The organism is Kitasatospora sp. NPDC096147, assembly GCF_044763225.1.
Lineage (GTDB): Bacteria > Actinomycetota > Actinomycetes > Streptomycetales > Streptomycetaceae > Kitasatospora.
The window spans coordinates 1140028-1166050 of sequence record NZ_JBIWFX010000001.1 but is presented as its reverse complement, the minus strand read 5'-3'; the positions used below and the strand labels follow the sequence as shown (position 1 = coordinate 1166050).

The 26023-nt window shown below is 75.7% G+C and carries 24 protein-coding genes; 11 read left to right on the top strand and 13 right to left on the bottom strand.

All coding sequences use genetic code 11. The features are described from left to right. The first annotated feature begins 43 nt into the window (after positions 1-43). From ACIRBX_RS05035 to ACIRBX_RS05020, 4 genes are all read left to right on the top strand, one after another. A complete protein-coding gene (locus ACIRBX_RS05035) occupies positions 44-1249 on the top strand; it encodes an AAA family ATPase (protein ID WP_402293779.1) in 1206 nt (401 codons plus the stop codon). Positions 1250-1503: 254 nt separating this feature from the next. Beyond that, entirely contained in the window at positions 1504-2013 is a 510-nt protein-coding gene (locus ACIRBX_RS05030) for a hypothetical protein (protein ID WP_402293778.1), read from the top strand. 73 nt (positions 2014-2086) lie between these two features. Further along, on the top strand, positions 2087-3763 hold the full coding sequence (locus tag ACIRBX_RS05025; protein WP_402293777.1) for a hypothetical protein: 1677 nt from the start codon (positions 2087-2089) through the stop codon (positions 3761-3763). After that, positions 3760-6915: a bpX6 domain-containing protein gene (locus ACIRBX_RS05020; RefSeq protein WP_402293776.1), complete on the top strand. Its 3156-nt coding sequence runs from the start codon at positions 3760-3762 to the stop codon at positions 6913-6915. Before ACIRBX_RS05025 ends, ACIRBX_RS05020 begins: the two co-directional genes overlap by 4 nt. A 24-nt stretch (positions 6916-6939) precedes the next feature. Here the strand turns inward: ACIRBX_RS05020 and ACIRBX_RS05015 are convergent, their stop codons facing one another. Further along, the gene (locus ACIRBX_RS05015) at positions 6940-7938 is read right to left on the bottom strand and encodes a 2-hydroxyacid dehydrogenase (protein ID WP_402293775.1); all 999 of its coding nucleotides are present in this window, start codon (positions 7936-7938) and stop codon (positions 6940-6942) included. 123 nt (positions 7939-8061) lie between these two features. Here ACIRBX_RS05015 and ACIRBX_RS05010 point away from each other — a divergent pair, with 123 nt between their 5' ends. Together ACIRBX_RS05010 and ACIRBX_RS05005 are read left to right on the top strand one after the other, a co-directional pair. Next, positions 8062-8535, top strand: a complete 474-nt coding sequence (locus ACIRBX_RS05010) for an RrF2 family transcriptional regulator (RefSeq protein WP_402293774.1) — start codon at positions 8062-8064, stop codon at positions 8533-8535. A gap of 79 nt (positions 8536-8614) precedes the next feature. After that, a complete protein-coding gene (locus tag ACIRBX_RS05005) occupies positions 8615-8989 on the top strand; it encodes a RidA family protein (protein WP_402293773.1) in 375 nt (124 codons plus the stop codon). A gap of 115 nt (positions 8990-9104) precedes the next feature. Here the strand turns inward: ACIRBX_RS05005 and ACIRBX_RS05000 are convergent, their stop codons facing one another. The 7 genes from ACIRBX_RS05000 to ACIRBX_RS04970 all read right to left on the bottom strand — a co-directional run bounded on the left by ACIRBX_RS05000 (position 9105) and on the right by ACIRBX_RS04970 (position 16566). Then, complete coding sequence (locus tag ACIRBX_RS05000; RefSeq protein WP_402293772.1) at positions 9105-10130, bottom strand: 6-phosphofructokinase; 1026 nt, start codon at positions 10128-10130, stop codon at positions 9105-9107. Positions 10131-10338: 208 nt separating this feature from the next. Further along, positions 10339-11067, bottom strand: coding sequence for a type 1 glutamine amidotransferase (locus ACIRBX_RS04995; protein WP_402293771.1), 729 nt, complete (start codon positions 11065-11067; stop codon positions 10339-10341). Between the two features lie 125 nt (positions 11068-11192). Further along, the gene (locus tag ACIRBX_RS04990; RefSeq protein WP_402293770.1) at positions 11193-12455 is read right to left on the bottom strand and encodes a MurT ligase domain-containing protein; all 1263 of its coding nucleotides are present in this window, start codon (positions 12453-12455) and stop codon (positions 11193-11195) included. 200 nt (positions 12456-12655) lie between these two features. Then, positions 12656-14020, bottom strand: a complete 1365-nt coding sequence (locus ACIRBX_RS04985; protein WP_402293768.1) for a carotenoid oxygenase family protein — start codon at positions 14018-14020, stop codon at positions 12656-12658. A 54-nt stretch (positions 14021-14074) separates the two neighbouring features. Next, entirely contained in the window at positions 14075-14518 is a 444-nt protein-coding gene (locus tag ACIRBX_RS04980; RefSeq protein WP_402293767.1) for an SRPBCC family protein, read from the bottom strand. Then, positions 14515-15900 (bottom strand): MFS transporter, encoded by a 1386-nt coding sequence (locus ACIRBX_RS04975; protein ID WP_402293766.1) that lies wholly within the window; start codon positions 15898-15900, stop codon positions 14515-14517. The genes ACIRBX_RS04980 and ACIRBX_RS04975 overlap by 4 nt, the downstream gene beginning before the upstream one ends. Positions 15901-15999: 99 nt before the next feature. Continuing rightward, a complete protein-coding gene (locus tag ACIRBX_RS04970) occupies positions 16000-16566 on the bottom strand; it encodes a TetR/AcrR family transcriptional regulator (protein ID WP_402293765.1) in 567 nt (188 codons plus the stop codon). 117 nt (positions 16567-16683) lie between these two features. On the opposite strand from ACIRBX_RS04970, the gene ACIRBX_RS04965 reads away from it, so the two are divergent. Continuing rightward, a complete protein-coding gene (locus ACIRBX_RS04965) occupies positions 16684-16953 on the top strand; it encodes a hypothetical protein (protein ID WP_402293764.1) in 270 nt (89 codons plus the stop codon). Positions 16954-17175: 222 nt separating this feature from the next. On the opposite strand, the gene ACIRBX_RS04960 is transcribed toward ACIRBX_RS04965, so the two are convergent. The 3 genes from ACIRBX_RS04960 to ACIRBX_RS04950 all read right to left on the bottom strand — a co-directional run bounded on the left by ACIRBX_RS04960 (position 17176) and on the right by ACIRBX_RS04950 (position 19838). Then, positions 17176-18603 (bottom strand): ferric reductase-like transmembrane domain-containing protein, encoded by a 1428-nt coding sequence (locus tag ACIRBX_RS04960; RefSeq protein WP_402293763.1) that lies wholly within the window; start codon positions 18601-18603, stop codon positions 17176-17178. Positions 18604-18840: 237 nt separating this feature from the next. Continuing rightward, the gene (locus tag ACIRBX_RS04955) at positions 18841-19158 is read right to left on the bottom strand and encodes a cupin domain-containing protein (RefSeq protein ID WP_402293762.1); all 318 of its coding nucleotides are present in this window, start codon (positions 19156-19158) and stop codon (positions 18841-18843) included. Positions 19159-19286: 128 nt separating this feature from the next. Continuing rightward, positions 19287-19838, bottom strand: a complete 552-nt coding sequence (locus ACIRBX_RS04950; RefSeq protein WP_402293761.1) for a DUF4240 domain-containing protein — start codon at positions 19836-19838, stop codon at positions 19287-19289. Positions 19839-20592: 754 nt separating this feature from the next. On the opposite strand from ACIRBX_RS04950, the gene ACIRBX_RS04945 reads away from it, so the two are divergent. Next, positions 20593-21381: a TauD/TfdA family dioxygenase gene (locus tag ACIRBX_RS04945; protein ID WP_402293760.1), complete on the top strand. Its 789-nt coding sequence runs from the start codon at positions 20593-20595 to the stop codon at positions 21379-21381. Positions 21382-21520: 139 nt separating this feature from the next. On the opposite strand, the gene ACIRBX_RS04940 is transcribed toward ACIRBX_RS04945, so the two are convergent. Then, positions 21521-22381: a maleylpyruvate isomerase family mycothiol-dependent enzyme gene (locus tag ACIRBX_RS04940; protein ID WP_402293759.1), complete on the bottom strand. Its 861-nt coding sequence runs from the start codon at positions 22379-22381 to the stop codon at positions 21521-21523. Between the two features lie 154 nt (positions 22382-22535). Here ACIRBX_RS04940 and ACIRBX_RS04935 point away from each other — a divergent pair, with 154 nt between their 5' ends. Next, positions 22536-22745, top strand: coding sequence for a response regulator transcription factor (locus tag ACIRBX_RS04935; protein WP_402293758.1), 210 nt, complete (start codon positions 22536-22538; stop codon positions 22743-22745). A 166-nt stretch (positions 22746-22911) separates the two neighbouring features. Further along, on the top strand, positions 22912-23313 hold the full coding sequence (locus ACIRBX_RS04930; protein ID WP_402293757.1) for a hypothetical protein: 402 nt from the start codon (positions 22912-22914) through the stop codon (positions 23311-23313). Positions 23314-23332: 19 nt separating this feature from the next. On the opposite strand, the gene ACIRBX_RS04925 is transcribed toward ACIRBX_RS04930, so the two are convergent. Then, positions 23333-23818, bottom strand: coding sequence for a hypothetical protein (locus ACIRBX_RS04925; RefSeq protein WP_402293756.1), 486 nt, complete (start codon positions 23816-23818; stop codon positions 23333-23335). A gap of 316 nt (positions 23819-24134) precedes the next feature. Here ACIRBX_RS04925 and ACIRBX_RS04920 point away from each other — a divergent pair. Further along, the coding region (locus ACIRBX_RS04920) for a BTAD domain-containing putative transcriptional regulator (protein ID WP_402293755.1) at positions 24135-26023 on the top strand (1889 nt) is incomplete at its 3' end.

Genomic DNA, 26023 nt, shown 5'->3' with positions numbered 1-26023 from the left:
CCGCTGGTGAGCGGTCTCGGCAGGCCCGTAGAATCCCGTGCTCGTGACCGAGACCAGCACCGACTCCCGCCCCCTCCCCGCCGAGCCCGGCCGGGTGCCGACCGCTGCCGACGCCGAGCTGATCGCCGCCGCCGTGGCCACCGCCGGGCGGGGCCTGGTCGACCGGGAGGCGGTCGCCGAGGTCGTCGTGCTCTGCGCCGTTGCCGGGGAGCACCTGCTGGTGGTCGGTGCGCCGGGCACCGCCAAGTCCGAGGCCGTGCGCCGGATGGCCGGGCAGCTCGGGGGCCGCTACTTCGAGTACCTGCTCGGCCGGTTCACCGAGCCGAACGAGCTGTTCGGTCCGGTGGACCTGCGCGGGCTGCGGGAGGGCCGGGTCGAGTTCGAGACTGCCGGGATGCTCCCGGAGGCCGAGGTCGCCTTCCTGGACGAGGTCTTCCTCGGCTCCACGGCGGTGCTGAACACCCTGCTCGGCCTGCTCAACGAGCGGGTCTTCCGCCGGGGCCGGACCGTGCTGCCCAGTCCGCTGCGGATCTGTGTCGGCGCCGCCAACCACCTGCCCGAGGACCCGGCACTGGCAGCCTTCGCGGACCGCTTCCTGGCCCGGGTGTTCGTCGAGCCGGTGGCGGACGCCCGGCTGGAGGAGCTGCTGGAGGCCGGTCGCCGGCCCGCCCCGGCCGCCGATCCCGGCACGGGTGCGGGTGCGGGTGCGGGTGCGGGCGGCACGCTGGCCGCCGTGGACCGGCTGGCCGCCGCCGCCCGGGCCTGTGACCTCGACGAGGTCACCCCGTTGGTCGGCACGGCACTGCGACGGCTGCGGGCCGCCGGGGTGCCGATCAGCGACCGCCGCGCGGTGCGCTCGCAGAAGCTGATCGCCGCCGCCGCGGTCCTGGACGGCCGGACCACCGCCACCGCGCGCGATCTCTGGGTGCTGCCGCTGGTCGCCCCGACCGCCGACGCCCAGGCGCTGGCCCGGGACACCCTGGCCGACCTGGTGGAGAAGTCGGCCAACCGCGGCCTGGTGCACGCCGCCGAGCAGCTCGCGCGCAGCACCGCCGCCCGCGCGGAGCGCCTGGCCCGGACCAGCACCGCGCTGCTCGCCGAACACCGGGGCCTGCCCGAGGGGCCGGACTCGCGGCTGAGGCTGGAGGCCGCGCTGCGCGAGATCGACGCGGGCTTCGACCCGGCCGACCTGCCGGCCGCGCTGGCCGGGATACGCGCCGACCTGGTCGCGGCGGTCTCGCCCTCGTGAGCACCCCTCCGAAGCCCTCGGACCCGTCCGTGCCCGAAATGCCGGTGCAGGCCGGGCGTGCGGCCGACACCGGGGTGGCCGTCGTAGCCGTGGTGACTCCGCACTCGCCCGCGTCGGGAGGGCCGGCGCCAGCCGGGCTCGCGGCGGATACCGAGGCGGCGGATGCCGAGGCGGCCGTGCCGTGCACACCCGGGGAGTCCGCGTCCGCCACGGCCGCGTCCGCCGTGCCGTCGGGTGCCCTGCGGCCGGGTGCCGTGCCGCCCGTCGCGCTGCGCTGGGAGCGGCGGGAGCCGCCGCTGCCGCCCGTCGCCGTGCTCGCGGTCGGTGACGCCGTCCCGCGCCTGGCCCGGGCGGCCCGCGAGCGGGTCCGGGCCGGGGCCCGGCTCGCCGTGCTGGCCGACGACGGCCCGGGGCTGCCCGCCGCCGACCGGGCCCTGCTGCTGCTCGGTGCGGAGCCGGACCTGCCGTGGGCGGACGGCGCCCGTTACCTGGGGCAGGACGCCGGTCTGCTCACGCCGACCGCCGCCCGCCCCGCCCCGGCCGCCGCGCTCTGGCGCCGCGCGCTCGGTGCGGCCGAGGGCGGGATCTGCGTGCTGGTGCCCGGCCGGGTGCTGGTCGCGGACCGCCCCCCGGTGCCGCTCGACTCGCCCGAGGCGTTGGACCCGGTGGCCGGGCCGACGGCCGGTGTGCCGGGTGGTGGAGCGGACGGCGGCCCAGTGGACGGCGACCCAGTGGACGGCGGCCTCGCGGACGGTGCCCGGTGACCCGGCGTTCGGACGGGATGTCCCAACCCCGCTGCACAGCCGAAGGATTCACGTTCGAGCGGAGGGCTGCCCGGTGACCCGGCTGCCCGCCGCCCTCGCGCCCTGGGCCGGCGTCCTGGCCGCACTGTCACCCGAACTCGCCCTCGCCATGGGGCCGTTGCTGCGTCACCTGGATACCCTGATCGGCGGCCACGAGCCGGTGGCCGAGCTGCGCGGCGCGCCCGAGGGCCTCGGCGGGCTGGGACGCTCCGGGCCGCCGGAGCGCCTGACGGCCTCGGAGTGGCTGCTCGCCGAGGAGTACCCCGAGGAGTTCCTGCGCCGTCTGGTCGAGGGTGAACTGCTGTATCTGGAGCCGGAGTTCAGCGCTCCGGCAGTGCGCGGCCGGATGGTCGCGGTGGTGGACGCCGGGCCCACTCAGGCCGGAGCCGGCCGACTGGTGCAGCTCGCCGCGCTGCTGGTGCTGCACCGCCGGGCCGCCGCGCGCGGCACCGAACTGGTTGTCACCGTGCTCGGTGACCAGCGCCCGCTCGCCGGAGACCTCGCCGAGCTGCTGCCTGCCTGGCTCGCTGCGCGCCGACCCGCCGACCCGACCCCGGCCGAGGTGGCGGACGCGCTGGCCGCTCTGGACGCCGACGACCGGGCCTGGGTGCTGACCTCGCCCCGACTGGCCGAACGGATACCGGCCCGCCCCGGCGTGCTGACCAGCGAGCCGGCCCACTGGACCGCCGAGGGCGCGGGCCGAGTGATGGTCCGGATCGACGGCACGAGTGCCGAACTCCCGCTGCCCGCAGGCCCGATCGCGGTCCGGGCGCTGCGCGGTGCGGAGTTCCGCCGGGCCGCCCCGGCCCGGCCGGCCCGTCCGCAGGGCGCCGCCGACCTCCCGACCGCGCCCGCCTTCACCTCCGACGCCCGCACCCTGCTGGCCCGGGGCGCGGACCCGGCCGTCCTGTTCGCCGTCAACCTGCCCAGCCAGCAGGGGAGTCCGGGCGGCATCCCGCTGCGGATGCGCCGTCACCAGCTGCCCGGCCCGGTGCTCGCCGCCGGGCGGACCGGCCGCCGGCTGATCGCCCTCTGCGTGGAGGGCGAGCGGCTCACCGCCCACTCCGTCGGCCGATCGCTCGGCGAGCCGGGCCGGTACTTCGCCGAGCTCGCCACCTTCTGCCTCGAAGCCGCCGAGCTGGAGCGGATGCTGGCCGGCCCGGTGCTCCCGGTGATCCGGCAGGGCGAGGAGTTGGAGGTCCCGCTCGGCATCCGCTGGTGGCGGCTCGGCCCGGACGGCCGGGTCGCCGACTTCGGATCGACCGGCCCGGGCACCCGTGGGCGCTCGCCGTTCGTCCGGGCCCGCGATCCGCGGCTGTTCGCCGGCCAGGTGCACGAGGAGGCGCGCGGGCTCCACCACTACCTGCACAGCGGCGGCAGCGAGGCGTGGTCGCACGACAGCCGGACCTGGGAGCTGCGCACCGCCCAGGGCGAGCGCCACCGCATCGCCTTCCGCGAGCAGGCCGAGGTGATCGGCCTGGTGCACGGGGAGCGGCCCGCGCTGATCACCCTCAGCGCGGCCGGCCACGTGGTGCGCTGCCTGCCTGCCGGGGGAGGCAGCCGGACGCTCACCCGGTTCTCCGGTGGCACCGGCACACCCGTCGTCCACCCCACCCGGCCGCTGATCGCGGCCGAGACCCGGCCGGGCCGGATCGTGATCGGCGACGCCAGCACCGGCCGGGTCCAGTTCGTGATCGGAGGCGTCGCATGACCACCACCCCGGAGACGGCCTTCCGCGCGGTCGTCCGTGCCGTCGGCTTCGTCCTCGACGTACCGGTGATCGGCCCGGCCGAGGCCGCCGAGCGGGTGCTCGCACGCTGGCAGGACGGCGCCGAGCTGCACCGACTGCCGGACGGGCGTTGGCTGTTCACGCTCGCGGACGCCGTCGAGATCCGCGCCGACCGTGCGCCCGGGCTGCCGGTGGTGCGCACCGCGACGGGCGGGGCCGCCACGGTCGGGGCCGACGCCGACGCCGACGCCGCCACTGCCGGGCCGGCCGCCGGACGGCTCGCCCTCGCGGCCGGTGGTCTGACGACCGTTCACCCGGTCGCGGAGCTGGAGCGGTTGGACCCGGCGGCCTGGCTCGACCTCACCGGGCTCACCGTGCACCGCCCCCGGCCACTCGGCCCGCCCGCGCCCGAGGCCGCGCCGGTGGTCGACGCGCTGCCCACCCGGCCCCGGCCCGACCTGCGCGCGGCGGCCCGGATCGCGCCGCCCTCGGACCGGGCCCGGCGGCTGACCGCCGGACCTGAGCAGAGCGGCCGGGCCCGGCGGAGCGGGCGGGCCCCGCGCCGGGCCCGCCCGGAGCCGCGCTCGCGGTGGGGCAGGCTGCTGCGGAGCCGGGCGGTGGCCCTCGGCTCCCTGGTGCTGCTGCTCCTCCCGGTCCTGTGGCTGGTCCTCACCACCTTCGGCTCGACCTCCCGGCCGGGCTTCCCGCCCTGGGGCATCGGGGTGCTGCTGGCCTACCTGCTCGCGGGCGCCCGCACCTGGTGGACCGGCCGGCCGACGACGGACGCAGCCGGACCGGACGGCACCGGCACCGGTACCGGATCGGACGGCACCGGGGCGGACGGCACCGCTGACGGTGCGTCGGCCGCCGCCGGGACGGGCCGCCCGTCGGCGGTCACCACCGCCCTTGCGCGCCTGCGCGCCCGGTGGGCCACCGGGCGGACCACCGGCACCGGCACCGCCCGTCGCCGGGCGACCGGCCGATCGCCGAGGACTCCGCTCCTGGCGTCCGTCCGGGCCCGCCGGGCCGCCCGGCAGGCCGGCACCGAGGCCGCTGCCGGCACCGAGGCCACCGCCTGGCGCCGGCCGCTGCTCGCCCCGCTGCTGACCCGGCTGACGATGCGGGCGGCGGGCGGCCTGGTCCGCGACCGGCACGAGCGCTACCTGCGCGAGCTGACCAGGGCCTTCCGGCAACGGCAGTGGGAGGACGCGCTGCGCGACGCGATCCGGCTGACGGACGAGACGGCCGCCGAGGGGAAGACCTGGCAGACCCTCACCCTGCCCCGCCGCCGGGTCGGCGAGCTGCGCGCCACCCCCGGCAGGGGCGCACCGGGCGGTGCCTCCGTGCCGCTCTCCGGCCACGACGTGCACGAGCACCTCGGCGCGCTCTACCGCGCCGCCGCCGAGGAGTTGCAGCGGGCCGGCCGGATCGACGAGGCCGCCTTCGTGCTGGCCGACCTGCTGGACGCCCCCGCCGAGGCGGTCGCCCTGCTGGCCCGGCACGACCGGCTGGTCACGGCGGCCGAGCTGGCCGAGGGGCGCGAGCTCGCCGCCGACCTGGTGGTCCGGCTCTGGTGGCGGGCCGGCGAGCGCGAACGGGCCGTCAGGACTGCCCACCGCCGGGGCGCCTTCGCCGCTGCCGTCGAACGGCTCTCCATCGAACAGCCGCAGGACGCCAGGGAGTTGCGCACCGCCTGGGCGGAGCACTGCCGGGTCGCGGGCGACCGGCTGGCGGCCGTCGAGGCGCTCTGGCCGGACCGGGCGCTGCGCCCTGCCGCCGCCGCCGACCTGCGCGAGGCCGTCGCGCTGGGCGGAGCGACCCGCAGCCACGCCCTGCCGTACCTGCTGGCGCTCGGGGCGGGCGACGCGACCCGGGCCCTGGCCCTCGCCGTGCTGGAGAGCGAGGGCGATCCGGCCGTCACCGGCCGCGCGGTGCTGGTGGGCGGGCTGGCCCGGCTGCCCGCCGCCGATCCGGCGGCCGACCGCGAGCTGGCCACGGCGGCGGCCCGCGCCGTGGTCCGCGACGGAGCTCCCACCGAGCGTCAACTGCGTGACGTGCACGAGAAGTTGCTCAAGCGCGCCGATCCACTGGTGGCCGCCGACCTGGCCCGGCCGCGCCGCCCGGAGCCGGCACCCCGGCAGCGTGGGACGGACGTCCCCGCTCCCGGCCCCGTCCGGCACACCGCCACCGACCGTCCCGGCACGCTGCCGGTGCTGGACGCGGCGGTGCTCGGCTCCGGCGCCGTGCTGGTCGCCTGCGGCCACGCCGGAGTCCGCCTGCTCACCCCCGACGGCCGGACCAAGGCCCGCTGGGACGTGCCCGCCGATCAGCTGGTGCTCGCCGACCACGGCGGCTCGGCCGTGCTGGTCGCCGACCACGGAGGCACCAAGGAGCTCACCCGGCTGGACCTGGCCACCCGCACCGTCCGCTCCTGGACCACGCTGCGGGCCCAGTGGATCGCCCGCTCGTACGACGGCCGCCACCTGATCACGGGTGACGGCCGGGGCATCGTGGTCCTGGACGCCCTGGCCCCCGGGCCGACCGTGGTCTGGCGCGAACTGGGCGGCGGCGAACGGCTGGTGGGCACCGTCTCGCGCACCGCCGACGGCTGCGCCGGAGTCGTGGTCTCCCACCTGCCCGGTGGCGAACCGCTGGTCGAGCTCTGGCACTGGGAGCTGCCCGGCTGGGAGCTGCGCTCCCGGCAGCGGCTGGAGGAGCGGTTCGACCCGGGCCGGATGCTGCCGCTGCCCGGCACCGGCCTGCTGCTGGCCGCTCCCGGGCCGGCTGACGAACTGTCCGGTGAGCGCCCGACGGTGCTCTGGCTGGTGGGTGGTGCGGCCTCCGGCCACCCGGTCACGGGCACTGCGCTGGCGGGCCCGCTCGGCGACGGCGGCCACTGGGCGCTCCCGGTGCGGGACGAGGCGGGCACCGGCATCCTGCTGCACGCCGGCCGAGGCCCGGTCACCGTCCCGGCCGCCACCGTCCACTTCCCGGGGGCCGACCCCACGCACCTCCCGGGCCTGCGCCGCCACGGTGACACCGTCACCTACTGGCACCGCTCGGGCCGGGTGCTGGCCACCTCGGAGTACGGCACCGAACTCCGGACCGACCTGCGGGTCGGCGCGACCGGCTGACCGGGCCCGGCCGGCCGCGCCCGGTCAGCCGGCCTTGGGCACCAGGGTGTTCTCGCTGCGGCGGCCGGCCGCGAAGTCCTCGACGTTCTTCACCGTGGCGTCGATGATCTGGCCGACCGCGGTGCGGGTGAAGTACGCCTGGTGCGAGGTGACCAGCACCTGCGGGAAGCTGATCAGCCGGGCCAGCACGTCGTCGTCGATGCCCTCCAGCGAGCGGTCGTAGAAGAAGACCCCGGTCTCCTCCTCGTAGACGTCCAGCCCGACCCCGGCGAGCCGGCCGGTGCGCAGCGTCTCGACCAGGGCGGCGGTGTCCACCAGACCGCCCCGGCTGGAGTTGACCAGGATCGCGTCGTCCTTCATCCGGGCCAGCGCGGCGGCGTCGATCAGGTGGTGGGTGTCGGGCAGCAGCGGGACGTGCAGGCTGATCAGGTCGCTGCGCTCCAGCAGCTCCTCCCGGCTGACGTAGCGCATGCCCAGCTCCCGGCAGGCCGGGTTCTCGGCGATGTCCCAGCCGAGCAGCTCGGTGCCGAAGCCGGCCGCGATCCGGGCGAAGCACTCGCCGATCTTGCCGGTGCCGATCACCCCGACCGTCATCCCGTGGATGTCACGGCCCATCAGGCCGTCGAGCCGGAAGTCGAACTCGCGGGAGCGGTTGGCGGCCCGGGAGAGCCGGCGGTTGACGGCCAGGGCGAGCGTCCAGGCGTGCTCGGCCACCGCGTAGGGGGAGTAGTAGGAGACCCGGGCGATGGTCAGGCCGAGCTCGGCGGCGGCCTTCAGGTCGATGTTGTTGAAGCCGGTGGAGCGCTGGGCGATCAGCTTGGTGCCGCCCTCGGCGAGCAGGCCGAGCACCTCGGCGTCCAGGTCGCAGTTGACGCTGGTGCTGAGCACCGGGTAGCCGCTGGCCAGCGGGGCGGTGTCGGCGTTCAGGAAGACCGCGAGGGTGCGCAGCTTGTGGCCGTCCTCGAAGGCGGCGCGCAGCATCGGCTGTTCGTCGGCCTGGACTCCGTAGGCGAGGATCTCCATCGGGCCTGCTGTCCTTCCGTCGCGGGGTGCTCTCCTCCCGTACGCTAACCGCCCGCTGCCCGACGGACCGTCAGGGCGCGCTTGCCGTCGCAATCCTGGATATGTAGGGTCCAGGATGTGAAGATGAGCGAGGGCGTCGAATGGGCCCTGCACTGCTGCCTCAACCTGGCCTGGGTCGGGGGTGAACGCGCCCTGCCCGCCGTGAAGTTGGCGGGCTACTACGAGCTGCCTCCGGCCTACCTGAACAAGCAGCTGCAGGCGCTGGCCCGGGCCGGGATCGTCAGCTCGGTCTCCGGGCCGAAGGGGGGCTTCCGGCTGGCCCGGGAGCCGGAGCGGATCACCCTGATGGACGTGGTGGCGGCGATCGAGGGGCCGGAGCCGGCCTTCCGGTGTGCCGACATCATCGCCCGGGGGCCCGGCGCGCAGGTGCCGGGGCGTGATCCGGAGCGGTGCCTGATCGACCGGGCGATGGGCCGGGCCGAGCTGGCCTGGCGTCGGGAGCTGGCCGGGCAGACCCTGGCCGAGCTGATGGGCCAGGTCGAGCAGAGCATGCCGGGCGTGCCCGGACGGATCCGCCGCTGGTTCGCCAACGCCTGAACTCCTGCCGTTGGGGCGGGAGTTCTGCATCACCTAATTCTGGACACGAAACATCCAGATCATCGAGGGGAAGCACACCATGCCGCACACCGTCGTCAACCCCACCGCCTTCGGCTACAGCCAGGCCGTCCTCACCTCGGACGGCACCGCCTACATCGCCGGTCAGTACGCGGCCGATGCCGAGGGGAACGTGGTCGAGGCCGACTTCGCCGAGCAGGTCAGGATCGCGCTGGCCAACCTCGGCACCGCCCTGGCCGCCGTCGGCCTCGGGTACGAGCACGTCGTCCGGCTCGGCAGCTACGTGGTCGACCACGACCTCGCCAAGCTCGGCGTGCTGCTGGAGCAGCTCACCGCGATCTGGGGGGACCGGCCGCCGGCCCAGACCCTCTCGGGGGTGGCCGCCCTCGCCCTGCCGGGCATGCTGTTCGAGATCGACGCCGTCGCCGTGGCCTGAGCCGTCGTCAGCGCCGTGGTCCGCGCCGTGGCCCGCGCCGTGGTCCGGACCCGGACGCGACGAAGGGCGGGCCTCCTCGGGGGAGGCCCGCCCTTCGCGGCGTGCGGACGGAGCGTCAGATGACGGTCTCGGCCTCGACGTAGCGCTCGGACGGCACGGTCTTCAGGTCGGCCACCGCGTCGGCCAGCGGCACCAGCTTGATCTCGGTGCCCTGGAGCGCGGTGATGTGGCCGAAGGCGCCCTTGTGGGCGGCCTCGACGGCGTGCCAGCCGAAGCGGGTGGCGAGGACGCGGTCGTAGGCGGTCGGGGTGCCGCCGCGCTGGGTGTGGCCGAGGATGACCGGCTTGGCCTCCTTGCCCAGGCGGTGCTCCAGCTCGCGGGAGAGCTGGTTGGCGATCCCGGTGAACCGCTCGTGGCCGTAGATGTCCTTGACGCCCTCCTCCCAGTGCATGGAGCCGGGCTCGGGCTTGGCGCCCTCGGCGCAGACCACGATGGCGAACTTCTTGCCCCGGTCGAAGCGCTCGCCGACGACTGCGGTCAGCTTGTCGATGTGGAAGGGGCGCTCCGGCACCACGATGGCGTGGGCGCCGGCCGCCATGCCGGCGTTCAGCGCGATCCAGCCGGTGTGACGGCCCATCACCTCGACCACCATGACCCGCTGGTGCGACTCGGCGGTGGTCTTCAGCCGGTCCAGCGCCTCGGTGGCGACCGAGACGGCGGTGTCGAAGCCGAAGGTGACGTCGGTGCAGGCGATGTCGTTGTCGATGGTCTTCGGGACGCCGACCACCGGGAGGCCCGCGTCGCTCATCAGCTTGGCGGCCTTCAGGGTGCCCTCGCCGCCGATCGGGATGACCGCGTCGATGCCGAGGTCCGCGCAGAGCTGCTTGGCGCGCTCCACGCCGTCCCGGAGGTGGCTCGGCTGCACCCGCGAGGACCCGAGGATGGTGCCGCCCTGGGCCAGGATGCCGCTCACCGAGTCGAGGGTCAGCGGGCGGTGGACACCCTCCAGCAGTCCGCGCCAACCGTCCTGGAAACCGATGATCTCGTCGCCGTGGTCGACCACCCCCCGGTGGACCACGGAACGGATCACGGCGTTCAGGCCGGGACAGTCACCGCCGCTGGTCAGCACTCCGATACGCATTGTTTTGCAACTCCCGAGCAGATGGGACAGCCGGACTTCCACCATAAGGCGCCCGTGTCCGGCCGGGCAGGCGCCGACGTGGGCCGCGTCACCTTTGATGCGGCCCCCGCGGTACTGCACCGAACGCCGAGGAGGGTGTGCGTTCGACGGTCTCTATTCTGGCCCGGATCGGGCGGGGGCAGCAGCCCCCGCCCAACCAGCGGACAGGTCAGGCGGGCTGACGCGCCGCCGCGATCCGCTCCGCGCGCAGCGCGTCGTACCAGGTGGTGTCGGCCGGCGGGAGCGCGTTCACGTCCAGGGCCAACTTGATGAGCATGTCGGCCACCTGGGGGTTGCGGGCCATCACGGGCCCGTGCAGGTAGGTGCCGAAGACGGTGTCCCGCCAGGCGCCCTCGGTGCCGTCACCGGTGCCGTTGCCCCGGCCGACCTGCACCGTGGCGAAGGGCCGCACGCCCTGGCCCAGGTGAGTGACGCCCTGGTGGTTCTCGAAGCCGGTGAGCTGAGGGAGGTTCAGCTGCGGGTCGGTCTCGGCGAGCACGTCGCCGACGCAGCGGGCGCCCTCGCCCCGGCCGGTCCAGACGTCGAGCAGGCCCAGGCCCGGCTGGCGCTCGCCCCGGTCGTTCAGGAACTCGTGGCCGAGGATCTGGTAGCCGGCGCAGACCGAGAAGATGATCGCGCCGTTCTCGGCCGCCCGGACCAGGCCCTGGTCCGTCGCCAGCCGCTCGGCGGCCAGCCGCTGCGGGCGGTCCTCGCCGCCGCCGATCAGGTAGATGTCACCGCTGGTCGGCACCGCCTGGTCCGAACGGACGTCGATCCGCTGGACGTTGAGGCCGCGCTGGCGGGCCCGGCGCTCCACCACGAGCGCGTTGCCGCGGTCGCCGTAGGTGGAGAGCAGGTCGGGGTAGACCCAGACCAGCCGCAGGGTGCTCTCGGTCATCCGCTGGGACCTTCCTCCGTACGGCTGCTGCTGCGGAGGCGGTGCCTGCGGGGGCTGCTGCGGCTGCACGGGCTGCTGGGGGTGGACCTGGGGGGTGTAGTTCGGGTCCTGGTACGGGTTCGACATCAGTTCGCCACCGCCTTCCGGAGCTGCTGGAACGCGGTGTAGTTGGCGATCGCCTCGATCCGCCCGGGCGGCGCCATCTGGACGGCCTGCTCCAGGGTGTCCACCACGTGGAACTGGAGGCCCGCGACCTCCAGCCGGACCGCGAGGTCCAGCTTGCGCTGGCCCATCACGAAGATCGGGTGGCCGGACAGCCGCTCGTAGTCGACGTCCCAGAGCCAGGAGGTGTCGGTGCCGTCGGCGTCCATCGCGTTCACCGCCAGTACCACCGGGGCCGGCGGCTGGTCGATCAGCGAGAAGGTCTCCAGCCAGCCGGCCGGGTTCTTCGCCAGCAGCAGCCGGACGTCCCGGCCCTGGTACTGCACCACGTCGTAGCGGCCCGCGACGGCGGCGACCGACTGCATCCGCTCCAGCGCGACCTGCGGGGCGACCCCGAAGACCGCCGCCACGGCGGCCGAGCTGGTCGCGTTGGCCAGGTTGGCCCGGCCCGGCAGCTGGAGCTGGATCGGCCAGGCACCGCGCTGAGGGTCGATCACATGGGTGCCCTGGAGCGCCCAGTGGGGCTGCGGACGGCGGAAGCCGCAGTCCTGGCAGAACCAGTCGTCGCCCGGACGCTGCATCACACCGCCGCAGGACGGGCAGGACCAGGCGTCCTCCTTCCACGCCTGACCGGCGGCCACCCAGACCACCTTGCGGCAGGAGGAGGCGGCCCAGGTCACCAGCGGGTCGTCGGCGTTGGCCACGATCACCGCGTCGGTGTCCTTGAGGCCCTCGCGCCACTTCTCCGCCATCATGCGGGTCTCGGCGGCGCGGTCCAGCTGGTCGCGGGAGAGGTTCAGCAGCGCTATGGCCTTCGGGCGGGTGTCGCGGGCGACCCCGGCCAGGTACTTCTCGTCCACCTCGATCACGCCGAAGCGGGCCTCGCTGCCACCGGCCAGGGCGGCGGTGATGCCGGCCGGCATGTTGGCGCCGAGGGCGTTGGAGACCACCGGGCCGGCCGCGCGGAGGGCCTCCGCGATCAGGCGGGTGGTGGTGGTCTTGCCGTTGGTGGCGGAGACCAGCACCACGTCGAGGTGGTCGGAGAGGGTGGCCAGCAGGTCCGGGTCCAGCTTGAGGGCGATCTTGCCGCCGATCACCGAACCACTGCCCCGGCCGGCCTTCTGCGACAGGGCGGCGGCCACCCGGCCGGCCGTCACGGCGATCTTGGCGCGGGCGGGCAGCGAGGCGTCGCGCACGGCTGCGGCTTCCGAGTCGGGGCCTGGCATGCTCAGTCGTTCCTCCTTGGCGCGGCACCGCTATCGCGGCTGGGACGAGCATCAGCCTACCGACTCTCCGTCAGCCAACCGCGCAGGGTGTCGCCGAGCGGGCTCGCGGAGGCGCGCCGGGGCGTGCGGAGGGCCTCCGGCCCGGTGCCGATCCGGGGCGGAGGCCCTTGGTCCTGCGGCTTTCCGGGGCTTGCGGCCCGTCACCCGGCGAGCGCGGCGTCCGGGATCCAGGAGCCGTGGATCATGGCCGGGACCCGGCGGGGCAGGTGCACGGTGGCGACGGTGGCCAGGTCGGTGGCGTCGACCACCAGCAGCCGGGAGGCGTCCGCGTTCAGGTCGCCGACCACGGTGAGCAGGTAGCCGGCGTCCTCGTCGGTGCCCGCCCCGGCGGCGGGCACGAAGACCGCCTCGCTGGGGAGCTGCCCGTTGCCGAACGGGCGCAGCCGGCGGGCGCCGGTGGTGCGGTCGTACTTGACCAGCGCGTGGTTGCCGATGCCCAGGTCGTCCGGGAAGGCCAGCGCGTACTGGTAGCGGTGCTCCCGGCCGGTGAAGGCGTCGTTGATGGTCGGGAACTCCACCACCAGGTCGTCCGTGCGCTCCTCGGCCACCCGGCCGGTGGCCGGGTCCACCGTCCACCGGGTGGCGTGGGCGCCGGAGTTGGGCTCGGCGCCCCGGTCAGGTGCGCCGACCCACCAGTTCCAGGACCGCTGCCAGCCCTGCCGCCCCACCGAGGGACCCTCGATGACGATCCGTCCGGCGGCGTCCTCGTAGGCGTTGCCCAGGTGCATCGCGTAGCCCGGCGCCACGTCGTACCAGCGCACCCGCCGGGCCCCGCCCTCGCCGCGCGGCAGCACCCCGATCCGGGACGGCTGGGCGTCGCTCCAGCCGTACGGGATGCCGGAGTGCTCGGCCGGGTCGAAGGTGACCGAGCCCTCCAGGAAGACCACGTACCGCTCGGTCAGCGCGAAGTCGTGCTTGAGCGCGGCGGTCGCGCCCGGCACCTCCTGGCTGCGCAGCTCCGTGCCGTCGGGGGAGGAGACGTGGTGGATCAGGTACGGCGGAAAGGGCGAGGAGGCGAAGAAGTGCAGCTCGCCGGTGGCCGGGTCCTCCTTGGGGTGCGCGGTCATCGCGGAGGTCAGCTTCCCGGCCCAGTCGAAGGCGCCGACGGTCTCCAGCTCCGGGGTGAGCTCGAACGGCAGGGCCGCCTCGGAGAGGGCGAGCAGCCGGCCGCCGTGCTCGATCACGTGGGTGCCGGCCGTACTGGCGGTCAGGTCCGGGCCGTGCTCGGTCAGGTACGGGGCGCCGTCCAGGGCGGGGGTGTGCACCCAGCGGTTGCGGTACCACTCGGCGCGGCCGTCCCGGAGCCGGATGCCGTGCACCATGCCGCTGCCCTTGAACCAGTGGGTGGGGGTGATGCCGGGCTTGGGGTTGTGGCTGTTGCGGATCAGACGGCCCGTCAGCTCGGGCGGCAGGGTGCCCTCGACGGCCAGGCCGGAGGCGGTGATCTCGTCGGCGACGGGGGTGTAGTGGCCGGTCAGGTACGGGGGCTTGGCGGTGGTGGTCATGGCGGGCGGTCCTTCCGGGTGGGTGTCGGCGGTCGAGGGGCCGGGGGAGGGGGCTCAGGCGGCTTCGGCGGTGGTGCGGAGGGTGTCGAGCCAGCTCTCCAGCGACTGCCGGAGGGCCCGGCCGAGTGCCTCGGGCTCGGCGTCGACGGGGGCGCCGCTCCAGGACTCCTCGGTGCGGACGGTCACCTCGCCGTCGGCGGTCTCCTCGAAGGTCCAGACGTGGACGCCCTCGATGCCGTGGGCCGGGCCGCCCCAGACGATCCGGTGACGGGGGATCAGCTCCAGCACGGTGGAGGTGATGTCCAGGCCGTGGGTGTGCCAGCGGAAGACCGAGCCGACCGCCAGCGGGCCGGTGGTCTCGGTGGAGTCGACGTCCGGGAGCCAGGACGGCCAGGCGGCGACGTCGGTGTGCAGCTCCCAGAGCCGGGCGAGCGGGGCCCTGACGGTGGTGCTGAGCTCGACGACGGCGGGGGCGGTGCGGTCGATGTGGACGTTCACGGGGTGGCTCCTTCGCGGGTGCGGGTGGTGGTGCGGCGGGCGAGCAGGGGGGTGAGTGCGGCGGCGGTGGCGGCCAGGGCGGCAGCCAGCAGGAAGGCGGTGCGGTGGGTGCCGGCCGGTGTGCCGGCGCCGGAGGCGAAGCTGACCAGCAGCGCCAGGCCCACGGCGCCGCCGAGTTGGCGGGTGGTGTTCACCAGCCCGCCGGCCACTCCGGTGTGCTCGGGCCGGACTCCGTCCACCGCCGCGCCGGTGAGCCGGACGAAGGCGGCGCCGAGGCCGAGGCCGATCAGCACGGTCGGGGCGGTGAGGGCGGCCAGGGTGGTGCCGGGGGCGGCGAGCAGGGCCAGCCAGAGCAGCCCGGCGGCCTGGAGCAGCAGCGCGGCGGCCGGCGCGCCGTGCGGGCCGAGTGCCCGGGTGACGCGCGGGGCGAGCGCGGCACCCGCCATGTTGGCGGCGGCGAGCGGGAGTTGGGCCAGACCGGCGGCCAGCGGGCCGGCCCCCAGCACCTGCTGCTGGAGCAGCGGGAGGAAGTAGAAGAGCCCGACCCAGACGGCGCCGAGCAGGGCCATCAGCAGGTTGGCCGGCCCGACCGGGCCCCGGCGGATCAGCGTGGGTGGCAACAGCGGTGCGGGGTGGCGGAGTTGGCTGTGGCGGAAGAGCACGGCGAGGAGCGCGGCGGTGGCCAGCGGGCCGAGGACGGCGGGGGAGGTCCAGCCGGATCCCCGGGCCGCGCCCAGGCCGTACACCAGGGCGAGGACGGCGGTGGCGCTGGTGAGTGCTCCGAACAGGTCGGCAGGCGGCCGGTCCGTGCCGCGCGGGGGGTCGGCGGGGACGGAGCGCAGGGTCGCGCCCAGGACGAGGGCGGCACCGAGGGCGCAGGCGTGGAAGATCCAGCGCCAGCCGAACGCCTCGGTGAGCACCCCGCCGAGCAGCACCCCGGCCGCGCCGCCCGCTCCCGAGACCGCGCCCCAGAGCCCGAGGGCCCGGGCCCGCCTGGCGCCGGGCGGGAAGAGGCGGACCAGCAGGGCGAGCGCGGCGGGCGCCGCCGCCGCTGCCCCGGCTCCCTGGACGGCCCGGGAGCCGATCAGCAGCCAGGGCCCGTCCGCCAGCCCGGCCGCCACCGAGGCGGCGGCGAAGACGGCCAGCCCGGCGGCGAGCACCCGGCGCGGCCCCAGCAGGTCGGCGGCCCGGCCGCCGAGCAGGAGCAGCGCGCCGAAGACCAGCCCGTACGCGTTCACCACCCAGGCCGTCCCGCCCTCGGTGAGACCGGCGCCCGCGCTGATCTGCGGCAGGGCGACGTTCACGACCGAGGTGCTGAGGACGACGGTGAACTGGGCCCCGGCGAGTGCGGCGAGCGGTCGGCCCGTTCCTTGCCGCTCCATGGTGTCCCCCTTGGTCGAGTTGATGAGTGGTTGACCACTCACTCTTTGGGTCCGAGAGAGGGCGGCCCCGGTCGGGCCGCCCTGCTCGGTGCTCGCGGGTCAGTAGTGCGTGATGCCGGCGCTGAGCGTGCGGGTCCACGGCGCGTCCACCGACTCCACGTCGAGCGAGACGATCAGGTGGCAGAGCATGCCGACCGCGAAGAACTCCTGCACCTGCCGGTCGTCGCCGCCGGAGGCCCCCCGGACGTACTCCACCACCCGGGCGTACCCGGCCCGGACGGCGTCCCGGACGGCCGGGACGGAGACCGCCGCCGCCTGGGCGTGCAGCTGCACCAGGAGGAGGTCGTTGTCGCTGATCAGCCTGGCGTAGGCGTCGCCCATCGAGGCGAGGGCCGCCTCCGGCGCGCTGCCCCCGGCCTCGGCGGCGCCCCGTTCGAGCGCGCTCCGGACCTGGCCGAAGCAGTGCTCGACCACGGCGGCGAACAGCGCCTCCTTGCTGGGGAAGAGCCGGTAGACGTACGCCTGGGAGATCCCGGCGGCCTTGGCCACCTCGGTGGTCGTGGTGCCGAAGTACCCACGGGCGGCGAACGCGCCGATGGCGGTGCGGAGCACCGTCTCGCGGCGTTCGTCGGCGGTGGAGAGTTGGCGTTGGCGTCCCGTCTGCATATGAGTAATAAACCACTCACACTTTTGTGGCGTCAACCCCTCCCGCTACTTTCGTTGACGCACCATCAGACTCCCGGTGGATGTCCGGGCGGGTGGGCGCCGACTAGCGTCGGGGCCATGAGCTCCTCTTCGGGCGACGCCAAGTCGCCGGTCACCTCCGTCACCAACCTGCTGGCCGGCCTGCTGCTGGTCGGCGGCGCGTCCGGCCTGCTGCGCGAGCTGTTCGGCTGGATCCAGTTCCTCGGCTTCCTCCGGTACCTGATCCCGGACGGCTGGGAGGTGTTCGGCTACGTGCTGATGATGGTGGCCGGCCTGGCCGTCGGGGTCGCCGGCGACCACTTCGCGAAGCAGCAGAAGGAGAGGGCGGGAGAGAAGGAGGAGGGCTGAGAGACCGGGCGGGCCGGAGTGCGGTCCGGTGGCGGCGGTGCTGCGGGACGCACGGTGGCGGACAGCAGCGAGCCGATCAGCAGCCCCGCGCAGGCCAGGCCGGCGGCGGTCGGCAGCGGGCGCGGTGCGGCGGGCGGTGTCATCGGTGACGGCTCCTAGGTGGGGTGGCCCGAGCGTTCTGCGATGGCCGTGTGCTGGTGGTCGCGCCGCGCGGCGGAGGGGTCAGAAGGCGAAGCTCTCGTGGTGGATCCGCTCGCGCGGCACTCCGGCGGTCTCCAGGGCCCGTACGGCGGCCCCGGTCATGCCCGGTGGCCCGCACAGGAACACGTCGCGCTCGGCCAGGTCCGGGAGCAGCCTGAGCAGCAGCGCGGGCGCGAGCGGGTTGTACTCGCCCTGCGAGGGACCGAGCAGGTAGTGGAGGGCGGCCTGTCGCCGGGCCGCGATCGCCTCGATCTCCTGACGCAGCACCAACTGCTCGGCGGCGCCGGCCCGGTAGAGCAGGGCGATGTCACCCGGACCGCCCGGCAGCGTCTCGAGGAGCGCTCGCATCGGGGTGATGCCGACCCCGCCGGCCAGCAGCAGCACCTTGCGGCGGGTGCGGCGGTGCGCGGTCATCGCGCCGAACGGTCCGGTGGCGGCCACCCGGACCCCGGGCCGGAGCCGTCGCACCCGGCGGGTGTGGTCACCGGCCGCCCTGACCGTGATGCGCAGCAGCCCCGCCTGCGGGGCGGCGGAGAGCGAGAACGGCAGCGCGGTGCACCAGAGCCGTCGGGTGAGGAATCGCCAGCGGAGGAACTGGCCGGACTCCAGGCGGAGTTCGTCCAGCCGCTCGCCCGCGATCAGTACCGAGACGACGCCCGGCCCCTCGGCCCGCACGCGCAGCACGCGCAGCCGGTGTCGGCGGAACTGACGGACCGGCACCACACAGCGGTACCAGAGCAGCAGCACCGCGACCTGCGCGTGCAGCACCGACCAGAGCCAGCCGACGGCCGACCGGCCGGCGAGGTCCGGCCCGGCGAGCTCGTGGGCGAACACCAGGGCCGCCGCCGGGTGGGTCAGCAGGTGCACACCCCGCCAGGTCTCGTGCCGCACCCGGCGGCGCACCGGCCGCGCGGAGACCGCGCCGACCAGTGCGAACAGCAGGGTGCCTGCGGCGGCCCCGGCCAGCGCGGGGAAGGCGAGGACCGCTCGGGCCGAGGTGATCAGATCCCGGCCCGAGTGGGCCGCGAAGCCCGCCGTCGCGAGCAGGACGTGCGCCCCGAGCAGGGCGAGGACGTACCGACCGCCCCGGGCGTGCCAGCGCGCCAACACGTCGGCGCCGACGCCGTGTTCGATCGCCGGCACGCGTGCCATCAGCAGCAGCATGACCAGCACGCCGTAGCCGGCCAGCAGCCCGGCGAGGTGGGCTCCGGTGGCCAGCACCGCATCGAGCCGGGCCGACGGCACGACCTGGACGGCCCAGGTGGCGGCGGTGGCCCCGGCCCCGACCCGGATGCCGGTGAGCAGTGCCTGCGGACGGAGGCGGGGCGTCGGGCCGTTTCCGGAGCCGGGCGCAGCTGACGGGCGGGCCGTGCGGGGGTGGGTTGTGTGGGGGCGGGCCGTGCGGGGCTGGGTGGGTGCGGGTGACGAGGCGTCACCGAGAACGGTCATCCGGACGGCTCCCGGGGCTGGAGGCGAGGGCGGGCGGCCGAGGGTGCCGACCGCTCGCCGGGAGCCTAGGCGGCCTGTGGGGCGGGGGTCATTGTCGGGAGCTCAAGGCAGTTTCAAGGAACGGTAATCGGGCGACGGCGGGCGAACGGGCCCGGCGGTCGTCCCGGTGGCCGGGCCTGCGCCGGCCTGTGTCGTGCCCGGCCCACCCCGTCGTTCGGGCGGCGGCGTCCCGGCAGCCTATGCGACGGGTGCCTCCTCCGGGACCTCGACGATCAGCAGAGTGCCGTGACTGCCCGGGCGGACGGCGTGCTCGGTGCGGGCCGGGATGCGGTACAACTCGCCGGGAAGGAGGGTGATTTCGGTGCCCGCGGTGGTGAGTTCGAGGCGGCCGTCGAGCACCAGCAGGGCCTCGGCGGTGGGGTGCACCTCGGTCGGGAGCGGGCGGCCGTCCATCCGGAGCAGCTTGACGGCGGCGGTGCCGACCTCCGCGAGGATCCGGGAGGCCCAGGCGGAGGGGAGCACGGCGGCGGTGGCGGTGAGATCGACCGGGTTCATGGCACGTCCTTCCGGCAGACGGCCCGGCCGGGAACGGCGGGTGCCTGCGGTGTCGTTCGGTGGATGCCTCGGAACCTACCCGGTGGGCGCGGGCGGTTGGTCGACCGTTTGGTAAAAACCTGCGGGGGTCAGCGGTAGAGGGCGGCGAGCCGGGGCAGGTGACGTGCCAGCTCCGCGTCGTCCTCGAAGTCGAACTGCTTGCCCAGGCCGGCCTCGGCGGCGGCCCGTTCGGCCGGGGTGCGGGAGGTGGCCGCGTAGAAGTCGTCGCGGTCGCCGGTGAGGCGTTCGTAGGCGCGCGCGGCGGCGTAGCCGACGGCCTCCCGGGAGAACTCGAAGCAGTCCCCGTCCGGGGCGTCGGCCAGCACGGCCGGGTGGTCGGCCAGGCTGTCGGGGGAGCGGGCGGCCTTCTCGTACCAGTCGCGGCCCTGGACGATCAGGCCGGCCCGGAAGTCCGTGAAGCCGTCGTCCGAGCAGCCGCCTTCCAGCAGGTGGGCGGCGGCCCACAGGTCCCAGCGGTACACCGCCCGGTGCAGCAGGTCGAACTGCCGCTGGTAGCCGATCACTTCCTGCGGCGAGCGCGCGGCCAGCAGGTCCACCAGCGCCTCGTCCACCGGGCCGGGCTGCTGCCGGGCCGTCTCCACGATCCGCCAGAACTCGTCGATCTCCATCACGGTCTCCATGGCGGGCCAGCCTGGCACCCGCCGCTGACAGCGCCGTGCCACCGGCGACCGTCGGCGCTACTCGGGGTCGGGGAGGCGGATGCGGCGGCCCGGGAAGGGGACGATCGTGACGAGGCCGGGGCACAGGGCCGCCACGACGAGCCCCGCGCAGGCGAGGACGGCGGAGAAGGCCACGCCACGCCCGGCACGAGGAACACCGGGGCGCCGCTCGGGCCGCGTCCGTGGCGTCGGTCTGCTGGGGTCGGTCGGTCAGGTGGCGGACCGTCACCCGGTCGCCGACCGCCGGGGCACCTTCGCGAGATCCTCGGACCGGATGTCCCGGCCGTCCGGGGTGCGGAAGCCGAGGACCGCCCGCCGGGTGGTGCGGTGCGGCGTCCCGCCGCCGCCGTGGTCGAGGCGGATCTCCAGCCGGACCGGGTCGGCACCCGTGACCGCCCTCGGGCCCGGCTGACCACGGTGTATCCCAGGAGCACCGCGATGCCCGCGAACAGCAGGCCGACCAACCCGAGGACCACGCCGACCAGTTGAAACACGACCGTCCCCTTCCCGCCGCGGCTTGTGGAGCCCGGCGTGCCCCGCGCGGGAAGGCGCCGAGCGGGGGCGGGTCGGTTCCGGCGATCGGGGGGAGCTTTCCGGCCGAGTCCGCCCGACGCACCGTCAGGCCGGTGACCGGACGGGGCCGGGGGCCTACCCTCGCGGTGGCGTCGGGTCCGGCTCCCCGAGGAGCCGGCGGGCCGGAGAAGGGAGTCCGGGCATGGAGGCACCGGTCGCGGTGGCGGGCCACTCGGTGTGGCGGGGGACGGAACTGGCCGAGAGCGACTGGCTGGTGGCGGCCGACCGGCCGGTGGCCGAGGTGGCCCGGCGGCTGTGGGAGGGGCCGGGGATGGCGGTGGTCCGGGGGCTCGAACTGGCGGGCCTGGACGACGGTGCCTGCCTGGCGGCGGGTCGGCGCTACCTGGGTGGGCTCGGCGCGGTGCGCCCCGAGGACGCCGGGCGGCCGGGTGACGGTCTGGTGGTGGCGGTCGCCGGGCAGGACCCGGGCGGTCTCGACCTGCACACGGACCGGGCGATGCACCCCGGGCCGCCGAGACTGCTGGGCCTGCTGTGCGTCCGGCCGGCCGCATCCGGCGGTGAGTCGGTGCTGGTCAGCGGGCACGCCGTGCACGACGCCTTGCTCGGCACGCGGCCCGAGGTGCTGCCGGACCTCTACCGGGACTTCCACTTCGGCGACGAACCGGACCTCGAGCGCCGCTATCCGGTCTTCCGGCGCCGGGGCGGCCGGCTGGACGTGCAGTACAACCGCTACTGGATCGGCCGGGGCCAGCGCGAGCGGGGGCAGCCGCTGACGGCCGGTCAACTGGCCGGGCTGGACGCCTTCGAGGAGGTGCTGGCCGATCCCGGCCTGGCGTTGCGGGTGCGGCTGCGGCGGGGGGATCTGCTGGTACTGGACAACGCGGCGGTGCTGCACGGCCGGACGGCGTTCGGCGACCCGCCGGGGGCGGAGGCGGTCGGGCGCTGCATGGCCCGGATCTGGGCGGACTGACGCGGGCGGGGCTGCGGAGCTGGCGGGTGTGGTCCGGCTCCCGGGTGTGGTCCGGCGCCCGGGCGGGTGCGGGCCGATGTGCGGGGATGAGTCTGCGGGGATGGGTCCGCGGGGTGGGCCGGCGGTGGGTCAGGAGGCTTCAGGGAGTGGCGACCAGCTTGCTGAGACTGGTGGCCAGCCAGGGCCTGCGGCCACCGGCCCGCATCCTGCCGGTGGCGATCGCCTTCCACATCGGGGCCCGCTTGAAGGAGACCAGCAGGAAGGTGACCGGGTCGGCGGCGATCCGGCAGTCGTGAGCCCGGGGCGGGGCGTCGCGGGTGACGGTCATCGCGCCGTCGGCCACCACCACGGAGAGCCGTGGGCCGCCCGCGAAGGCGAGGTCGAAGGAGCGCCGGACGCCCCTGGCCCGGGCGTGGTCGAGGGCGAGCGGCATCATGGCCGGGATCGCCTGGCCGAGGACGAGGGCGGCCTCGTCCCGGCCGATCGGCCAGGCGGTGCCGGTGCCCCGGGCGATGTCCAGCCCGTGGAGCAGCGTCTCGCTGAGCAGGAGGCCGGTGGCGGCGGCCAGGGTGAGCGACCGGTCGGGCCCGTACCAGGGGGTGGCGATCGGTGTCTCCGGCGACTGGTCTGCGGTGCCGTCCAGGAAGACGGCGGTCCGTTCGGCGATGAACTCGCCGCTCCGGGCCCGCTGTTCGGCGTCGAAGAGGGTGATGGCGCCGGCGTTGACGGCGGCGATCCGCTCGGCCAGCAGGCCGTCCTCACCGGCCGGGAGGAGACCGGACCAGTCGACCGGCTCGGCGCTGGCGGCGGCGGAGTAGGCGAGGTGGACGGCGGCCAGGTGGGCGGCGGTGTCGCCGACGCTCCAGCCCGGTAGGCCGGACGGGACGTCCAAGTCCGTTGCCGCGTCGAGGAGTCGGCCGAGGCGTGCGGTGGCCGAGGCGAGTGCGGCGCGGGTCCGCTCGTGCTCGCGGGCCGGATCGAAACCTGTGTCGGCGCCCATGTCAGCTCCCCGGGATCTCGGACGAGACCCGAACCTTACCCATGGGTAGCATCCGGGCGGTAGACCCGTGCGGCGGCCGGCCACCCGGGTCCCGTCGGTGCGGTCGGCCGTCGGTGGCCGACCCGCCGCCCGGCGTCCGGCCCGTACCGGGCTTGTGCGGGAGCTGACGACGGGTCAGGGTCGGGCTCGGGGCGCGGAGGGGCGGTCGAACGAGGAGATCGCCCGGGAGTTCGTGGTCAGCCCCGCGACCGTCTGCACGCACGTCAGCCGCGCGATGGCCAAGCTCGGGGCCACGGACCGGGCCCAGCTGGTGGTGCACGCCTACCGCAGCGGCCTGGTGGAGCCCGGTACACACCGGACGTAGCCGGATCCCCACGCCCGGCCGACGACGCGACCGCGTCCGACCGGAGAGGCTGACGGCAGGTCAGAGACCACGCGGGCCCGGCTCGCGCTCCCCGTCCTGCTCCTGCTCACCGCGCTCGGTGCCGCCGGCGCCGGTCTGAGCCTGATGACCCACATGCACCACCCTGGTGTACGTCGCCCCGGCCGCGATGGCCGCGTACGACCACGGCTACGAACTGCTCTCCGACCTGACGGTGATCCCGATCGGCGTCGCCGGGGTGGTCTGCTCGGTGGCACTGGTGGTGCTCCGCCCGCGCGGCGTGCCGCTCGGGCGGGTCCTGACCGGGCTGCTGCTCCAGCTCTCGGTGTTCGTCGGCCGGGCGTTCCTGTGGGGGAGCTGGGCGGAGCAGGTCCGGGAGGCCGGGGCCGTCCGGCCGGCCTCCGGAGCTCTGCACCCGGCGTACCTGCGGTACGTGGACACCCACTGGATCCGGATCGCGCTGATCACCGGCTACGCCCTGCCGGCCTTCGTGATGGCGGTGCCGGTGGCCGGGGCGTCGAGCCGCGCGGCAGCGGCGACGGACGGATGAGCCGACGGCGGGTCGCCGCTCAGCGGGTCCGGTCGGCCGTCGGCGCACGGCCGTCGGCGCGTTCGGCTGCGGCTCGGGCCAGGATGCCGGAGGCGACGGCAGCGAGCCCGAGCACGGCGAAGGCCGGGTTGACGTATCCGGGCAGGGCCACGGTGTAGTCGTCCCCGGTGCTGCGGACGCAGGTGAAGCCGAGCGGCAGGTAGCCGACGTCGTAGTCCACCACCTGGAGCGCCCGCTCGATCCCGCCCTCGCGGCAGGGGATGAGCGGGGACGAGTCGGTGCCGCCGTCCTCCGCCGTCAGGACGGCGCCGAGTAGGTGGAGCGCTCCCCAGGCGTAGACGGCCAGGGCGCCCAGCCCGGAGAGCAGGGCCACGGTGCGCAGCCGGTCGGCCCGGCCGCCCCTCCGGCGGCCCCGGGCGAGCGCCACCAACTCGCGCACGGCGAGGACCGGCAGGGCGGCGAGCGCGGCCAGCAGGATGGCGGCGAGGACGAGGAAGTCGGTCATGGGTGATACCTCCGGGTCTTACGGACGGGGCGTGGTGCGGGGCGGTTCCGCCGGTCCGGGGGCAGTCCGGGGGCGGTCCGGGGCCGGGCACTGCGGGGGTGCGCGGACGGCCCGGCGCGGATGCGGTAAGTGACGTAGGCGGGACGGGACTTGGTCAGCAGGGGTGCGGACCTGGCACAACGGGCCTGGTGGTGAGTGGTGGTGGGATCGGGCCGCACTCGGACGGGCACGAATCTGTCATGATCTGCACACTGGATCGTCATCGAACGAGATGGTGGTCCGGTGGTGTCGTGCTGACCCCGGGGAGGCGGAGCGCATGGAGTTCGGCGTGCTCGGACCGCTGGAGGTCCGGACCGGGGCGGGCGTGCGGGTCCGGCTCGGGGGAGACCGGCAGGAGCGCCTGCTGGCCGCGCTGCTGCTGAACCCGGACGGGGTGGTCCCGGTGGCCCGGCTGGTGGACGCGGTCTGGGACGACCGGCCGCCGGCCACGGCGGACCGTCAGGTGCGCAATCTGGTGGCGCAGTTGCGCCGCCGGTTCGCCGAGGCGGAGCCGGGCGGGGCGTCGGCGGTGCTGACCGACGGGCGGGGCTACCGGATCGCCCTGGCGGGGCACGGCCTGGACAGCCTGGCCTTCGCCGGGCAGGTGGCGCGGGCCCGGAGCACCGCAGCGGGCGGGGCAACGGAGGAGGCCGTGACGGGCTACCGGGAGGCCTTGGCGCTCTGGCGCGGCACGGTGCTGTCCGGGCTGCCGGGGAGCCTGCTGGCGGCCGGGGCGATGTCCTGGGAGGAGGCCCGGCTGACCGCCTGGGAGGACTGCCTGGACCTGGAGGAGGCGCTCGGCCGGCATCGGGTGCTGGTGCCCGAGCTGACCGCACTGGTGGCCGAACACCCGTTCCGGGAAAGGTTCCTGGGCCAGCTGCTGCGGGCCCTGCACCGGTCCGGGCGGACGGCCGACGCGCTCGCGGCCCACCGGGCCTTCACCCGGCGCCTCGCCGAGGAGCTCGGGCTGGATCCGGGGCCGGCGCTGCGGGGGTTGTACCTGGAACTGCTGGGCGCCGGGAGGGGCCGGCCGGGGGACGGCAGCGAGGCCGGACCGAGTGGTGAGGCCGAGGGCGCGGCCGCCGGGGCGGGCGCGGTAGCGTCCGGTGCCGCTGCGGCCGGGGGTGGCACCGAGGGGGGAGGGGGCGTGCCGGTGCCGGCCCAACTGCCGCCGCCGCTGGCCACCTTCACCGGCCGGGACGCCGAGCTGGCGGCGCTTGACGACGCGCTCGGGGAGGGCGGCCGGGCCCGCCTGTGCGTGGTGTCCGGCGCGGCCGGGACGGGCAAGAGCGCGCTGGTGGTGCAGTGGGCACACGGGGTGCGGGGGGACTACCCCGACGGTCAGCTCCACGCCGACCTGCGCGGCTTCGCGGACGGGCCGCCCCTGGCGCCGCACGCCGTGCTGGCCCGCTTCCTGCGCGCCCTCGGTGTCCCGGCCGGGCGGGTGCCGGGTGGTGAGGAGGAGGCGGCTGCGCTCTACCGCTCGTTGCTTGCCGAGCGGCGGGTGCTGGTGGTGCTCGACAACGCCTTCAGTGCCGAGCAGGTACGGCCGCTGCTGCCGGGGGCGGCACACTGCCGCACGGTGGCCACCAGCCGGTGCCATCTGACCGGGCTGACCGCGCGGGACGGTGCCGTGCCGGTGCCGCTCGGTCTGCTGCCGCCCGGGGACGCGGTGGCCCTGCTGCGCCGGGTGACCGGCGGCCCCGGGGCCGCCGCCCCGCGGGCCGACCGCGCCGACCGGGCTGATCCGACCGACCTGACCGACCTGGCGGAGCAGGCGGAGCTGGCCGAACTGGCCGTGCTCTGCGGCCGGTTACCGCTCGCGCTGGCCATCGCGGCCGGTCGGCTGGCCGAGCGGCCGGGCCACCCGGTGGCCGAGTACGTGGCCGAACTCCGGGCAGCGGAGGACCGCTTGGGCGTGCTGGCGATCGACGGGGACGCCGCCTCGGCCGTCCGGTCCGCCCTCGACCACACCTACCGGGTACTGGATCCGCAGGCCCGGGACCTGCTGCACCGCCTCGCCCTCGCGCCGGGCGCCGAGCTGAGCTCGGCCACCGCAGGCGCCCTGGTCGGCGAACACCCCTGTGTGGTGCGGCCGTTGATCGGACAGTTGACCGCCACCCACCTACTCAGCCACGACTCCCCGGACGGCTACCGGATGCACGA

Excerpts from the sequence above, each read along its gene's own strand:
- ACIRBX_RS05020 (WP_402293776.1), top strand. The coding sequence starts at position 3,760 with ATGACCACCACCCCGGAGACGGCCTTCCGCGCGGTCGTCCGTGCCGTC.
- ACIRBX_RS05015 (WP_402293775.1), bottom strand. The coding sequence starts at position 7,938 with ATGGAGATCCTCGCCTACGGAGTCCAGGCCGACGAACAGCCGATGCTG.
- ACIRBX_RS05010 (WP_402293774.1), top strand. The coding sequence starts at position 8,062 with ATGAGCGAGGGCGTCGAATGGGCCCTGCACTGCTGCCTCAACCTGGCC.
- ACIRBX_RS05005 (WP_402293773.1), top strand. The coding sequence starts at position 8,615 with ATGCCGCACACCGTCGTCAACCCCACCGCCTTCGGCTACAGCCAGGCC.
- ACIRBX_RS05000 (WP_402293772.1), bottom strand. The coding sequence starts at position 10,130 with ATGCGTATCGGAGTGCTGACCAGCGGCGGTGACTGTCCCGGCCTGAAC.
- ACIRBX_RS04995 (WP_402293771.1), bottom strand. The coding sequence starts at position 11,067 with ATGACCGAGAGCACCCTGCGGCTGGTCTGGGTCTACCCCGACCTGCTC.
- ACIRBX_RS04990 (WP_402293770.1), bottom strand. The coding sequence starts at position 12,455 with ATGCCAGGCCCCGACTCGGAAGCCGCAGCCGTGCGCGACGCCTCGCTG.
- ACIRBX_RS04985 (WP_402293768.1), bottom strand. The coding sequence starts at position 14,020 with ATGACCACCACCGCCAAGCCCCCGTACCTGACCGGCCACTACACCCCC.
- ACIRBX_RS04975 (WP_402293766.1), bottom strand. The coding sequence starts at position 15,900 with ATGGAGCGGCAAGGAACGGGCCGACCGCTCGCCGCACTCGCCGGGGCC.
- ACIRBX_RS04970 (WP_402293765.1), bottom strand. The coding sequence starts at position 16,566 with ATGCAGACGGGACGCCAACGCCAACTCTCCACCGCCGACGAACGCCGC.
- ACIRBX_RS04965 (WP_402293764.1), top strand. The coding sequence starts at position 16,684 with ATGAGCTCCTCTTCGGGCGACGCCAAGTCGCCGGTCACCTCCGTCACC.
- ACIRBX_RS04960 (WP_402293763.1), bottom strand. The coding sequence starts at position 18,603 with ATGACCGTTCTCGGTGACGCCTCGTCACCCGCACCCACCCAGCCCCGC.
- ACIRBX_RS04955 (WP_402293762.1), bottom strand. The coding sequence starts at position 19,158 with ATGAACCCGGTCGATCTCACCGCCACCGCCGCCGTGCTCCCCTCCGCC.
- ACIRBX_RS04950 (WP_402293761.1), bottom strand. The coding sequence starts at position 19,838 with ATGGAGACCGTGATGGAGATCGACGAGTTCTGGCGGATCGTGGAGACG.
- ACIRBX_RS04945 (WP_402293760.1), top strand. The coding sequence starts at position 20,593 with ATGGAGGCACCGGTCGCGGTGGCGGGCCACTCGGTGTGGCGGGGGACG.
- ACIRBX_RS04940 (WP_402293759.1), bottom strand. The coding sequence starts at position 22,381 with ATGGGCGCCGACACAGGTTTCGATCCGGCCCGCGAGCACGAGCGGACC.
- ACIRBX_RS04925 (WP_402293756.1), bottom strand. The coding sequence starts at position 23,818 with ATGACCGACTTCCTCGTCCTCGCCGCCATCCTGCTGGCCGCGCTCGCC.